At 38.6% G+C, this 13,813-nt stretch carries 9 protein-coding genes and 3 pseudogenes; 8 read left to right on the top strand and 4 right to left on the bottom strand.

Annotated elements, in window-relative coordinates:
* Positions 1–24: 24 nt before the first annotated feature.
* Both mobQ and EKM98_RS09955 read left to right on the top strand, forming a co-directional pair.
* A complete protein-coding gene (gene mobQ / locus EKM98_RS09960; protein WP_125982393.1) occupies positions 25–2,085 on the top strand; it encodes a MobQ family relaxase in 2,061 nt (686 codons plus the stop codon).
* Positions 2,086–2,204: 119 nt separating this feature from the next.
* A pseudogene (locus tag EKM98_RS09955) lies at positions 2,205–2,837 on the top strand (DNA topoisomerase); the annotation flags it as partial.
* A 435-nt stretch (positions 2,838–3,272) separates the two neighbouring features.
* Here the strand turns inward: EKM98_RS09955 and EKM98_RS12190 are convergent.
* Positions 3,273–3,391, bottom strand: a pseudogene (locus EKM98_RS12190) (IS30 family transposase); the annotation flags it as partial.
* A gap of 208 nt (positions 3,392–3,599) precedes the next feature.
* On the opposite strand from EKM98_RS12190, the gene EKM98_RS09945 reads away from it, so the two are divergent.
* Positions 3,600–4,136, top strand: coding sequence for a hypothetical protein (locus EKM98_RS09945; protein ID WP_087509194.1), 537 nt, complete (start codon positions 3,600–3,602; stop codon positions 4,134–4,136).
* Positions 4,137–4,225: 89 nt separating this feature from the next.
* Here the strand turns inward: EKM98_RS09945 and EKM98_RS09940 are convergent, their stop codons facing one another.
* On the bottom strand, positions 4,226–5,155 hold the full coding sequence (locus EKM98_RS09940) for an IS30 family transposase (protein WP_125982391.1): 930 nt from the start codon (positions 5,153–5,155) through the stop codon (positions 4,226–4,228).
* 421 nt (positions 5,156–5,576) lie between these two features.
* Between EKM98_RS09940 and EKM98_RS09935 the strand changes: the two genes are divergently transcribed.
* Positions 5,577–6,731 carry a cation:proton antiporter gene (locus tag EKM98_RS09935; protein ID WP_057706645.1) on the top strand — a complete coding sequence of 385 codons (1,155 nt, stop codon included), beginning with the start codon at positions 5,577–5,579 and terminating at the stop codon, positions 6,729–6,731.
* Between the two features lie 122 nt (positions 6,732–6,853).
* Positions 6,854–8,422, top strand: a complete 1,569-nt coding sequence (locus EKM98_RS09930) for a ClC family H(+)/Cl(-) exchange transporter (protein WP_087509189.1) — start codon at positions 6,854–6,856, stop codon at positions 8,420–8,422.
* A gap of 336 nt (positions 8,423–8,758) precedes the next feature.
* Here EKM98_RS09930 and EKM98_RS12275 read toward each other — a convergent pair whose 3' ends face one another.
* Together EKM98_RS12275 and EKM98_RS12270 are read right to left on the bottom strand one after the other, a co-directional pair.
* Positions 8,759–8,821 (bottom strand): putative holin-like toxin, encoded by a 63-nt coding sequence (locus EKM98_RS12275; protein WP_222843308.1) that lies wholly within the window; start codon positions 8,819–8,821, stop codon positions 8,759–8,761.
* A gap of 212 nt (positions 8,822–9,033) precedes the next feature.
* Positions 9,034–9,135: pseudogene (locus tag EKM98_RS12270) on the bottom strand (restriction endonuclease subunit S); the annotation flags it as partial.
* Positions 9,136–9,230: 95 nt separating this feature from the next.
* On the opposite strand from EKM98_RS12270, the gene EKM98_RS09915 reads away from it, so the two are divergent.
* The 3 genes from EKM98_RS09915 (at position 9,231) to EKM98_RS09905 (ending at position 13,376) form a co-directional block, all read left to right on the top strand.
* Positions 9,231–10,151 carry an IS30-like element ISLsa1 family transposase gene (locus tag EKM98_RS09915; RefSeq protein ID WP_056986401.1) on the top strand — a complete coding sequence of 307 codons (921 nt, stop codon included), beginning with the start codon at positions 9,231–9,233 and terminating at the stop codon, positions 10,149–10,151.
* A gap of 293 nt (positions 10,152–10,444) precedes the next feature.
* Positions 10,445–11,032: a recombinase family protein gene (locus EKM98_RS09910; RefSeq protein ID WP_003596518.1), complete on the top strand. Its 588-nt coding sequence runs from the start codon at positions 10,445–10,447 to the stop codon at positions 11,030–11,032.
* Between the two features lie 307 nt (positions 11,033–11,339).
* Complete coding sequence (locus EKM98_RS09905; protein ID WP_125982389.1) at positions 11,340–13,376, top strand: KUP/HAK/KT family potassium transporter; 2,037 nt, start codon at positions 11,340–11,342, stop codon at positions 13,374–13,376.
* Positions 13,377–13,813: the final 437 nt, after the last annotated feature.

Raw genomic sequence — 13,813 nt, 5'->3', positions numbered from 1 at the left:
ACCCAAAGAAAGGTGGTGACCGACATGGCAATTTTTCACATGAGTTTTAGTAATATTAGTGCTGGTAAAGGACGAAGTGCGATTGCCAGTGCCGCTTATCGAAGTGGTGAAAAGCTATTTGATGATAAGGAAGGTCGCCACTATTTTTATGCCCGCTCGGTTATGCCAGAAAGCTTTATTTTGACGCCAAAAAATGCACCAGCATGGGCCAGTAATCGAGAACAATTATGGAATGAAGTTGAAAAGAAAGATCGTAAATCAAACTCACGGTATGCAAAAGAGTTTAACGTGGCTTTACCAATTGAGTTAAGTGAAGATGAACAAAAAACATTATTAACTAAATACGTGCAAGAAAACTTTGTTGATCAAGGCATGGTAGCCGATGTAGCGATTCATCGTGATCACCCAGATAATCCACACGCACACGTGATGTTAACCAATCGCCCATTTAACCCCGATGGTACTTGGGGACAGAAAACAAAACCCAAATACATTTTAGATAGTCATGGTAATAAAACTAAGACCCCTGCAGGGAATGTGAGAAACCGAAAAATTTGGTTGGTTGATTGGGATAAAAAAGAAAAAATAACTGAATGGCGGCACAATTGGGCGGCAAGTGTCAATCAGGCTTTAGAGCAAAAAAGCATTCCTGATCGGATCAGTGAAAAATCATTTGTGGAACAGGGAATAGCTGACACACCAATGCAACACGAGGGAATCAATAGCAAACGGCATGAAAGAAAGGCATTTAATCAACAAGTTAAGAACTATCGTAAGTCCCAAGCTGGCTATAAAAATATGCAGGAGAAAGTAGTTAATCAAGGCCACTTGGATAGCCTAAGTAAACACTTCTCGTTTAACGAGAAAAAAGTGGTCAAAGAGTTAAGCCACGAACTGAAAACTTATATTAGTTTGGAAAGTTTAGATGATAAGCGGCGCATGCTATTTAATTGGAAAAACAGTACCTTAATTAAGCACGCTGTTGGTGAAGATGTCACTAAGCAATTATTGACAATTAACCAACAAGAAAGTTCACTAAAAAAAGCAGATGAGCTCTTAAATAAAGTAGTTGATCGCACGACTAAAAAACTTTATCCAGAGCTTGATTTTGAACAGACAACCGCGGCTGAACGACAGGAATTGATTAAAGAAACTAATAGTGAACAAACGATTTTCAAAGGCAGTGAATTAAACGAACGTTTAATGAATATTCGTGATGATTTATTGATCCGACAATTATTGACCTTTACCAAACGGCCATACGTTGGCTGGAAGTTATTAATGCAACAAGAAAAGGAAGTCAAAATCGAGCTTAAATATACGCTGATGATTCATGATGATAGCTTAGAAAGTCTAGAACACGTTGATCAAGGTCTACTAGAAAAGTATTCACCAACCGAGCAGCAAAAGATTACTCGCGCAGTCAAAGATTTGCGAACAATCATGGCTGTTAAGCAAGTTATTCAAACCCAATACCAGGAAGTTTTAAGAAGAGCCTTTCCTAACGGCAATTTTAATGAATTACCAATGATTAAACAGGAACAAGCCTATACAGCCGTGATGTACTATGATCCTGTTTTAAAGCCATGTCAGGCTGAAACAATTGAACAGTGGCAAGCAAATCCACCACAGGTGTTCAGTCCCCAAGAACATCAACAAGGACTAGCTTATTTATCGGGACAACTTAGCTTAGATCAGTTAGAAAATCATCACTTACAACGGGTTTTAAAGCATGATGGCACTAAACAACTCTTTTTGGGTGAATGCAAAGTCGATCCAATGATTAAGAACAGTCAGATTGAGAAAATCCAAAAGCAGTTAAAAGGGCAACAAGCCAAGGACGACCAGTATAGAAAAGTAAATATTGGACATTATCAACCGCTAAATTACAAGCCAGTTAGTCCAAGCTACTACTTAAAGACGGCCTTTAGTAACGCAATCATGACCGCCTTATATGCCCGTGATGAAGATTACGAACGGCAAAAACAGGCGCAAGGTTTAAAGGAGACTGAGTGGGAAATGACGAAAAAGCAACGGCAACACCAAACTCGAAACCGGCATGAAGATGGGGGCATGCACTTGTAATCACAAAATTAGCGACTGGTTAATTGGTATGAATGGTAGCCCATAATGTATTTTATATTGATAAAAATTTGGTACGTAGAGCGTGCTCGATTAGTTACCCATAGCTGCCAGCCTTGTGTATGGTCTATCAAAGAGACCAGGCAATCAAAAACTTTAAGCCGGAACCCTATTTTGAACTAAATGCGGAAATTGTAGCTAATCAGCAAAAATTCGTCGCGAAATTAGCCCCCTATCAGCGATTTAAAGACAAAGCAGGGCTAACGACATTCATGCAAGCTAAACACGTTCAGAAAGGCTCACAGGCTGGTTTAATCAAGGGCGTTCAAAACCAGGCTAAAAAACGTGCTAGTCCCCAACTATTCTCGCTATCCAGTCTGCAAAGTGCCATGAATAAACGTTATCACGCCAGCGCCAGTCAAACCTTAGCGGCCATTCAGAGTTTATACGAAGCCAAGTACCTTAGTTATCCCCGCACCGATTGTGCTTACATCACTGATGAAGAATTTGATTATTTAGTGGCTAATCTGACGAAGTATCTGGGTTTAGTCTCTAAGCCAGTCGCTTTAACCAATACCACCCCAAATAAGCGCTATGTTAATGGAAAAAAGGTTGAAGAACACTACGCCATTATCATGACTAAAGTCGTCCCGACTAAAGATCAATTAGCTACCTTACCTAAAATACAGCATCAAGTCTATGACTTAGTTTTAAAAACGACGTTAGCGATGTTTGCTGATCCGTATGAGTACGAGGTAGCGTCAAGAATCTTGTGTAAATGAAATGCCTTCGTACATATAATATGTATCTAACTTAAATAAGTAATGAGAAAATATCATGTCTAAATTAACTGAATCTCAAATACGGGCCAATAAAAAATAGGACGATAAAAACAATATATTAACAAGCGGTCAGTAGCACGTAACTTTATTAAGCAACTACCTACCGATGATGACCTCGCAAAGTTTCTTAGCCTAATTTCTGATCGTCATAAGTTTTTACATGAAAAAATTAAAGAAAATAACAAATAGCTACACATTATACATTGATTTAATGGAGAAATTAATAGTTTACAGTAAAACACCTGATAATTCACTAAGTAAAGTGAAGGTTGGAAAGAATGAATAATTTTTTGAATATTTTTTTTTCAATAGGCAGATTGTAAAATTAATCCGAATAAGTCCGATAGTTTTCAATGGCCGTTGATTAATAGGTTCAAGTGCTGCTATGATCTCATTAATTGTTACATGGTTAAAGTTGGACTGTTTGAGAAAAACCAACATAACCATCGATTAAAAGATTCATTAGCAACCTACATCTATAAATAGTATGATACCATGTCATTTATAGATGTAGTCGGCTATTGTGGCCCAAATTAATAAATACCACGTTGGCGCCCACTGAATTAACTATTAAAATTTCGGTGGTTAAAATCAGCAATAGTATAACTCTAACATTCACGATAAGTAACTACCAGCGACTGGATAAGTGTACCTTTTTAAGGAGGCCCAAAATTGATGTTACCATTATTGATCTTATTAGTTGAGTTTGTTTTACTCATATTTCTTGGTAAGATTCGAAAAAAAATTATGGACTATACAAGATCAGACGAGTTATATTTTTGGGGCCTCTTTCTAAAAAAAAGCGATTCCCGTCAAAAGATGAAACAGATCAAGAAAAAAGTCCTTCAAACGTATCGTAGAAGTTCCCTAAAAAACGAACTACTCTTCTGGCTAGAGTTTACAGTTGTTAGAGGTTGCTTTTATGGTTCGCTCATGTGGCTCTGGTACATAGTTGCTTTCGGAAATAGTATCATCCAAATCCGACCAGCAATCATTGGCTTTATGATTGCTATTCCACCCACGATAGCACTTCCCCAACAGCTATATCATTTTTGGAAACAACAACCTATTTGGCATGAGCAGCCTATTGAAAAACAAGCTTTCCTACTACCAAACGAACAAGATCACAAAGCCTTATTTAAGTACCATTTACAATCTTACTCTTTATTGTTACTATCGTTGGTTATAGGATGGTTTGGTACAGGAATCTGAGTGCTCAAAGAACAAGGTGAGAAACTAATTTTGGTTTCTCACCTTGTTCTTTTTTATCTAAATTTTTTATCTTATGGTAGATTGCAAATTTAATCCGAATTTTTGGACAAATTTGTCAGCATAACCTGATACGGTGTTTGCCAGTCGAGTATTTTAAGTGGTCTCTGATTAATTTCGAGTAAGGTGGTTTTCAAGCCTTGAGCACTAATGTGCTCAAAATAAGTCCCCTTAGGATAAAAATAGCGTGAGTTCCGATTAAATCGTTCATTACTGCCGCGCTCAGCTGGCGTATAAGCATGGCAGTAATAGGTCTTAATACCGTATTGTGCTTCAAGTGATACTAGCCCACTAAACTCAGTGCCACGGTCCACCGTAAAACTATGCACCGGGCCATTAAAAGTTGCTAGAAACTTATTTAGGGCTTCATTAACAGTTACTGCTGTCCGGTTTTTTAATCGGTAGGCCCAAAGGAACCGTGATTTGCGATCGATTAAGGTTAATAAAACTGCCTTACTATGCCCACGGGGGCCAACAATTGTATCTAATTCAAAATCACCGATGCGATTACGTCGATTAACCACGATGGGTCGCTGTTCAATTGACCGTCCTAATGATTGATTATATTTAGAACGTTGGTCAAGGTTACGCCGTTGGCGCACGCCATGTTCAGGCAAATCATTTAAAGAAAACTCAATTTTCCCTTGATTTAACCAATTATAAATTGATTTAGTCGCTAGTTTAAATTCGTGAGCAATCATTCCTGGTGACCAGCTTAGACGTAAATGGTTGAGAATTATTTGCCTTAATTTGTCATTCAATTTAGTCTTTCGGCCACATCGTGACCGCTGGTATTCGGCATCCGCTTGTGCTAATTCAGCCTGATAAGGTTGACATCGAGATAATTCATAAGAAATTGTTGACGGTGATCGGTTCAGCCGAACGCCCATTTGGATATTGGACAGCCCTAGTTCACAAAAGGTTTCGATTTTAATTCGTTCGGAATAGGTTATACTAGACAAAAGATCAGCTTCTAAGGTTCATCATAGAAAAGAAGAATTACACTAGCCTCAAACAAGAAATCAATGATGTTTTGGTCGCTGCTAGTTTGGATTCCTTGGACCTGATAATATACCTACGGTGTCTTTTTAGCTCGGTTATGTATCCAGCATGATTTATAGCTGGAGAAAACGATCCAGATATTTAAAATAGATAAAGAAAATTCAGAAATCACTTTTAAAGTTGGCGGTGTCTGTGTTTCGAATAAGTAACTAAATGTGACAACTTATCGTTACTTGAATATTTTTGATTAGTTTGCTAGCATATAAGGAGTATTATTAAAACATGAATAAATAAATCAGTTGACGTAAGCTCAAGGTGTTCTCTTTCAGGGGTGTGTAAGAGGTATCTGGGTTTACGTTTTTTGTATGAGGAGGTTTTTGTTTGGAATTTTTAGGTACCTTGGTGATCATCTTGATTACAACTAGTCTATTTGGCCATCTAGCCTCTAGGGTTGGTATCCCAGCAGTGATCGGTCAATTATTTGTTGGAATTATTCTTGGCCCTGCGTTGTTGAATTGGGTTCACGCCAATGATTTCATCCATATTTTTTCAGAGATTGGGGTTATCATCTTAATGTTTATCGCCGGACTTGAGAGTGATCTTACATTGCTTAAAAAATATTTGCGTCCTAGCATAATTGTCGCGTTGTTAGGAGTTTTGATTCCGATGGTACTGATCTATCCAGTTGGTATTGTTTTTGGCTTGACACAATTTGAAAGCTTGTTTTTGAGCGTTATTTTTGCCGCAACGTCGGTTTCAATTTCAGTTGCTGTCATGAAAGAACTAAATTTACTTGATAGTAAGAGCGGTTCAACAGTCCTCGGTGCCGCGGTGGTTGACGATGTGCTAGCTGTCGTTTTACTTAGCATTATGGTAAGCTTAATAGGTACAAAGGCTGGTACGGATACCCAGATACCGCTAGCTCTGACTTTTTTAGAGCAGCTAATTTACTTTGCCGCAATTTATTTCGTGATGCGTTTTATCGCCCCTCTCCTCGCTAGACTAGGCACCAAATTATTGAATCCAGTGGGACCTACTATAATGGCGATGATTTTGTGTTTTGGTATGGCATATATTGCAAATCTGATTGGACTGAGTGCAGTAATTGGGGCCTTTTTTGCAGGAATTGCGATTGCACAAACTCATGTAGCTCATGAAGTTGATCAAAGTATCGAACCAATCGGTTATGCGATTTTCATTCCTGTATTCTTCGTTTCAATTGGTTTAAGTATGTCACTAGCTGGCATAGAACACGATTTGTTATTAATTATCGTATTGACAATTGTGGCAACACTGACGAAACTATTAGGAGCGGGGAGTGGGGCTAAATGGGCCGGATTCAGTTCGAATGAAGCTTACCTCGTTGGTGCAGGGATGGTCTCGCGTGGGGAAATGGCCTTGATTATCGCTCAAATAGGCTACCAATCCAAACTAATCAGTGATGATTACTATTCGGCAATTATCACTGCCATTATCCTAACAACGTTATTAGCACCATTACTACTCAAACATGCGGCTCGTCATATAAACTACTAAAACATTTTAGCGGTATGACACCCCTTCTCTGTGAAAAATAACTACTAGATTTCATCGAGATATTGCCTAGTTTAATTAAGTACTAAATTATATAATATTGGTTATAATGGAGGATTAGTTATTTGATACAGCTTGTAAAAGAAAAATTTGACGTTACTCGTTTGCGATTTGTTTTACTCGGCCTGCTTGTGGGTTTAATGAGTGGCACCGTTGTTAGCTTATTTCGCTATTGTATTGAGATAGGGCTGCACTATAGTCGATTGGTATATAGATACTTACGAATCGCGCCGTTTGTTTGGTGGGAATGGGCATTGTTGATAGGCATCAACCTTGGTTTAGCGTTAATTGTGGCTCGACTTCTCAAGAGAGAACCTTATATCGCTGGTTCTGGAATTCCGCAAGTTGAAGGTCAATTGGCTGGTGAATTGGAAATGCACTGGTGGTCAATTCTTTGGCGAAAATTTATCGGTGGTATTCTGGCATTGGGACCTGGATTATTTCTCGGACGAGAAGGACCAGCGATTCAATTAAGTGCGTCAGTTGGTCAAGGTTTCGCTTCTGAGTTTAAGTTATCAGGAACTGATCGCCGACTACTAATTGCATCAGGCGCCGCTGCTGGATTAGCAGCAGCGTTTAATGCCCCCATTGCTGGAACTCTATTTGTCTTAGAAGAGATTTACCATAATTTTTCACCGCTGGTTTGGTTAACAGCATTAGCCGGAGCAATTGGTTCAAATTTTATTTCGCTGAATGTTTTCGGACTTGTTCCCGTGTTACATTTAAGTTATTCGCGTAGTTTACCAGTATCAAATTATTGGCACTTAATTTTACTCGGCATTGTTTTGGGATTATTTGGTTACTTATATCAACGGGTCTTGTTAGTTATGCCTAGGTGGTATCATCAATTGACACATTTGCCACGCCCAATACAAGGTATCGTACCATTTCTGCTGGTAATTTTAGTTGGTTACTTTTCGCCAAATTTACTCGGTGGTGGTAATGGCTTAATTTTGGGATTTGGCCAGCATGTTCCACCTTTGTTTGTACTAATTGCAATTTTTATTATACGATTCGTCTTTTCAATGATTTCATATGGTTCCGGATTACCTGGCGGTATTTTCTTGCCGATTCTTTCTTTAGGTGCTGTGATTGGTGCGGTTTATGGCGTCTTAATGAATCAATTAGGATTATTATCGCATGTCTATATCATGAACCTAATCATTTTTTCCATGGCCGGTTACTTTGCTGGAATCGGAAAAGCTCCCTTCACAGCTATCTTGCTGGTAACAGAAATGGTTGGCAATTTAACACATTTAATGCCATTAGCAGTCATATCGTTAACTGCTTACCTTGTTGTTGATTTATTAGGCGGTGCACCAATCTATGAAGCATTGCTTAAGCAGATGACAATGCCTAAAACTGTTCAGCAACTTCATCGACCTGATCATTTGGAAATACCGGTTTTCTTTGGCAGTCCCTTAAACGGCAAAATGGTCCGAGACATGCCATGGCCTAAAGAAGCACTGCTCATTGGAATCCGGCGTGGCGAACAAGAAGTGATTCCACATGGTGACACCTTGATTCATGAAGGTGATACGTTAGTACTGTTAACTGATACAACCCAACGACCCCAAGTTAAACAACGGATTGATGCATTATTAGCAACCTTAGAAAAAAAGCACCAAGACTAAGTTAATAGGTAAATTGGTTTATCATAATGGTAGGTATCAGATTAAGTGGGTCCGTTGGCAGACATAAACATATTGGAAAACTATATACAAATACGGTGAAGTACGAAAAACGCTGAAACAGAATTAGTTGAACCTATTTTGAAAAATACAAAGATAAATAATATGCCGAAAATGCCTTGCTACCCAATTTTTCATAGTCATGCTATAATGTAGACAGAAAAGGAAGCCTTGCGCTAACAAGACTTCCTACGCAAGCCGCTTCAAAGGCGGTGGCGAAGTTAATAAGACAGCATTAAGCTACCCTGTAACCTACCAAAGTTACGCAGGGCGGCTTTTTTATTTGTGGTGCTTGTCGATATAGCTGAGTAGCGCGATTAAAAACGTGCCAAACAGCAACATCAACGAGAGTGCCTGGAAGACGCTCATTGACTGTGAAACCTTCCTGAAGATTATTCCATGTTCCCATGGGCCTCACCTCACAAGGGAAAAGACAGCCACCGCCCTTAAACCTTCCTGCGTAATCTATTATACAGGTGAATTAAGTATTGACCAAGCACAATAAAAATAGATCATGGAGTTTCATGGGATCCTAAATTTGATCAAATTAAGAATCAGCAAAACATCTTTTGTAGATACCCTTTTTTGAGTTCCTGGAGTTTTTCAAGCTTACGCTGATGAAGAGCTATAGTATCGTCTAGCTGTTTGAAAAAGGCAAATTCTATAATTAATCCGAACAGAAATTAAAAAGCCCAAAGCAATCACTTACAATGGTAGTAGCTAATTCCAACCAATATAGGGAGTGATTACTTTGGGTACATCTACTTTATCACGTTTTCAACGTGGCGCACTAGCACAACTGGTCAATGAGGGAAATAAATCTTACCAAGTAATGGCTGACGCCTTAGGCGTCGCCAAAGCTACGATTAGCTATGAGTTGGACCGGGTTAAACCTTATGATCCAGAATTAGCTCAGCAAGATGCAGATCGCAAAAGGCGGAATTGCGGTCGTCGTTCGATGCTGACGGCAGCATTAGCGACTTTAATTACCAATCACTTACGATTAACCTGGTCACCAGAAACCATTGCGGCCGCTTATAACTTGAGCACTGCGTCAATTTATAATTGGCTTAATCGTGGCTGGCTCCCCTTCAAATTGACTGATCTACCCAATCGGAATGTCCGCCAGCACCGAGTGAGCGAAAATCGTGGGAAATTTACAAGTGGGACTTCCATCGAACAACGGCCAACAACTGTTAATCAACGGTTAGCTTTTGGTCATTGGGAAGTAGATACGGTGCTTTCTAGTCGAAGTGAGCCACGATCATGTCTGGTTACATTCGTAGAACGTAAGACCCGACTTCTATGGGCCATCAAAGCCCCTAATAGAACGGCTAAGGCTCTAAACACCGCCTTTGGCAAGTTTATGGGGGCCTTCGGTCCCCAAGTAAAATCCATTACTGTTGATCATGGTAAAGAGTTTGCCAATTATCAGGCCTTAGAACAGGATTATCAGATCAAAGTTTATTTTTGCCATCCATATTCACCATGGGAGCGAGGTTCCAATGAATATTTTAATAGACGGTTACGCTGGTTCTTCCCGAAAAAGACCAATTTTAGCCAAGTAACGACTGATGAGATCCTAGCAGCACTTGAACTAATTAATCAACGACCATTAAAAATACATCATCAACAGACTGCCATTGAAAGATTCCGGGCTTGTTCGGATTAAACTTGTAATTTGCCAACTGAAAAATTAATTTTACCTTGACCCAGTTACCTGGTGTGCATCAAATAAGTAGTGATTGAGCACCAAACGAAAAGATTTATTAGATTAATAAGTAAAGCAAACCCCTGAGTTGGAGTAAATCCAAACTCAGGGGTTTTACTGGTCTAACTGTTTTTCAGACCATTCTCTGTAAACTGCATCTTGCCACTAGGGTATACCCTAGTGGCCGTTTTTGATTCTGTGCTATACTAGGAATTACAAATGTTCATTAGAACTGTCCAAAAGGAGAATTGGAAATGGCTAAAATCGGTTATGCGCGTGTGAGTTCCAAGGAGCAACATTTAGATCGACAGTTAGCGGCTTTAAAAGACGTTGATAAATTATTTACGGATAAATTAAGTGGGGCTAACACTAATCGGCCAGAACTGCAAAAAATGCTGGCCTATATTCGTGAGGGTGATATTGTAATGGTCACTGAATTAGATCGCTTAGGCAGAAACAACCATGATTTGACTAAGATCATGAACTCCATTCAAAATAAGGGTGCCACCCTAGATGTGTTAAATTTGCCGTCCATGACAGGGATTGCTGACCCAAATTTACGTCAACTGATGACCAACTTGATTATTGAACTCTATAAGTATCAGGCCGAAAGTGAACGTAAGCGAATCATTGAGCGCCAGCAACAAGGGATTGCCTTAGCTAAGCAGCAGGGTAAATATCATGGGCGCAAACCCCAATATGCCAAAGATGATCCCCGTTTGCAACATGCTTTTAAGCTTTATCGAGCTGGCATGAGTGACATTGATGTGTCCCGAAATACAGGTATTAAACGGACGACCTTTATTCGATACCGTGTGAAATACGGTATTAAAAGAAAATAGGGACCCTATTTTCTTTACTTATAGTTTTGGAGGGTGTTTACTAAAGTTTTTTTCTTGGAATCTGATTCCGTGTTTATTAAACCATCGACGAGATGTCATACAAGAATGACACCCTGACTAAAGTGCTCCATAACTGTTAGATTTCTTGTCTAACAATTATGGAGCACTTTACTTTGGCCGGTTGCGGACGATCTTTTATTAGATAAAAAGTAACTAAGCCACTGCTGGCATAGTTGCTTTTCTTCGTGTTTAGGCTTACTATTTTGCAGTGCTATATTTCAATAATTAGCGTTGGGGGCAAGCAAATATGAATAAGCAACTAGAACGTGTTTCTTTTGCGGGGGCACTTGTTACTTTAGGAATTGTGTACGGTGATATTGGCACTTCACCATTGTATGTTATGAATGCATTGATTGGTGACGCCGGTAAAATGGGAAATATTTCTCCCAATTACGTGATTGGATCGATCTCGTTGATTTTTTGGACATTAATGATCATTACAACGTTGAAGTATGTTGTCATTGCAATGCAAGCCGATAATAAGCGTGAGGGCGGAATTTTTGCTTTATATGCATTGGTTCGAAAAAATTCAAAATGGTTAATTTGGCCAGCCTTGATTGGTGGGGCGGCCATTTTGGCCGATGGAACATTAACTCCTGCAGTAACTGTGACTTCAGCCATTGAGGGATTAAAAAAACAACACCTTGGCCCTGTGGTGTTTAGTAATTCTCAACATAACGTCTTGATTATCACAACAGTTGTTCTACTCGTATTATTTATGATTCAACGTTTTGGAACAGGTGTGATTGGGAAATCCTTTGGACCAGTGATGATTTTATGGTTTGGCTTTTTGGCTGTCTTTGGAATCGTTAATCTAATCAATTATCCAATGATATTGAAGGCTATTTCTCCTTATTATGCAATTAGGGTACTATTCAGTCCAGTTAACAAAGTGGGAATCTTTATACTTGGAAGTATCTTTTTGGCAACCACAGGAGCAGAGGCTTTATATTCCGATATGGGTCACGTTGGCAAGCAGAATATTTATGTAACATGGCCACTAGTATATAGTACCCTATTTTTAAATTACTTAGGTCAGGGTGCTTGGATAATTAGACATGCAGGTGATACTGCTTACAGGAACTTATCGAACTTAAATCCCTTTTATGAAATGCTCCCCGGAACTTGGCGCCTAGTTGGCATTTTGCTAGCCACACTCGCTGCAATTATTGCCTCTCAAGCGTTGATTACGGGTTCTTACACTTTAGTCGATGAAGCAATTGGCTTAAAATTTTTACCTAGAATGGTTATTAGACATCCAAGTAATATAAAAAATCAAATTTATATTGCAACTGTTAACTGGATGCTATGTATAATAACAATTAGTGTAGTCTGGTTCTTTGGTAGTTCACAAAAAATGGAGGCCGCGTATGGTTTAGCGATCACTATTACCATGCTTATGACTACTGTGCTTTTGCATGAATTCTTAAAGAAACACCTGGCTAAGGGAACAGCACTTATAATTGCCTTGTTTTTTGGTTTTATTGAGTTAATCTTTCTAATTTCAAGTTTGGTTAAGTTTATTCATGGCGGTTATGTTACGTTAACAATCATGTTGGGCATTCTTTATATTATGTGGCTTTGGTACTTTGGAAATAAACGAAGAGACCATTATGAGAAAGAAAGCGAGTATGTTTCACTTCTTGACTATCGTGATCAACTCTCTAAATTAAGCGCAGACAATACAGTACCTTTGTTCACGACTAACTTAGTGTATATGACTAAAATTAAGGGTGATTACCAAATTAAGCGTAGTACCATGTATTCTATTCTCGACAGACAACCTAAAAGAGCTAAAGTTTATTGGTTTGTTACAGTCAATGAAACCAATGCACCTTATGAAAGTAATTATACAGTTGATTTACTTGAGACGCATAATGTTGTTAACGTTCAATTTTACTTAGGGTTTAGGAAATCTCAATCCGTTAGTGTCTATTTACATCAAGTTGTAAATCATCTAGTGGAACAAGGTATTTTAGAACCACAAATACCCACGTATTCAACAGAGCGACAACGGAAAGTCGGCGACTTTAAGTTTGTTATTATAAAGGAACAACCAGCAGATTTAATTGTCAATGATAAGTTAAGCTCGTCAGATAGAAGATTGATTGGCGGGCGCATCTATTTGCAGAAAATTACGGCCTCACCTATTTCATGGTATGGTTTGGAGTTTAGCAATGTCATAGAAGAAAGTTCTCCGTTATTTATTACTCAAGATCAGGATCAATACTTAATCCAAAAGAAAATTTATCATCGAGGCAGATTAAGTAAGACTGAAAAATGAGTATGCAGTAGTTTAAGTGCAACAACTAAGTTAGAAAAATTATATTTAGTTTTAATTAATGGTCTGATCTCAGTACTTTACTGAGATCAGACCATTTTTATTCATCGAAATGCGTTTAGTTGAAGGTAGTATGAAATCATGGACACGATTTAGTATAATTCCATAATAGGAAGGATTGTGTTTTTATGACCAAGAAAAAGGGCTCTATACTTTTTCCTGTTGATAGTTTACAAATGGTAAACTATTAACAGGATTTTTTGTGCCTTTGAATTTACAATTTAAGGACAGAAAAAGAGCTCACAGCCCTCATCCAAAAAATCCACCCACTACAGTATCATTTGAAAGGATATGAGAAAACCGTGAACCCTATAGACAATCATATAAAATTTGCGCTCAGTATTAAAGACCCAAATGTCATTTTTTTCGATTATGGTTAC

The sequence above is a fragment of the Loigolactobacillus iwatensis genome, assembly GCF_003950295.1.
Classification (GTDB): domain Bacteria; phylum Bacillota; class Bacilli; order Lactobacillales; family Lactobacillaceae; genus Loigolactobacillus; species Loigolactobacillus iwatensis.
Note: the sequence above shows the minus strand (reverse complement) of the source record. Positions and strands in the feature narration are given on the sequence as shown.

Coding starts and splice junctions, on each gene's coding strand:
- mobQ (WP_125982393.1), top strand. CDS start 25: ATGGCAATTTTTCACATGAGTTTTAGTAATATTAGTGCTGGTAAAGGA.
- EKM98_RS09945 (WP_087509194.1), top strand. CDS start 3,600: ATGTTACCATTATTGATCTTATTAGTTGAGTTTGTTTTACTCATATTT.
- EKM98_RS09910 (WP_003596518.1), top strand. CDS start 10,445: ATGGCTAAAATCGGTTATGCGCGTGTGAGTTCCAAGGAGCAACATTTA.
- EKM98_RS09905 (WP_125982389.1), top strand. CDS start 11,340: ATGAATAAGCAACTAGAACGTGTTTCTTTTGCGGGGGCACTTGTTACT.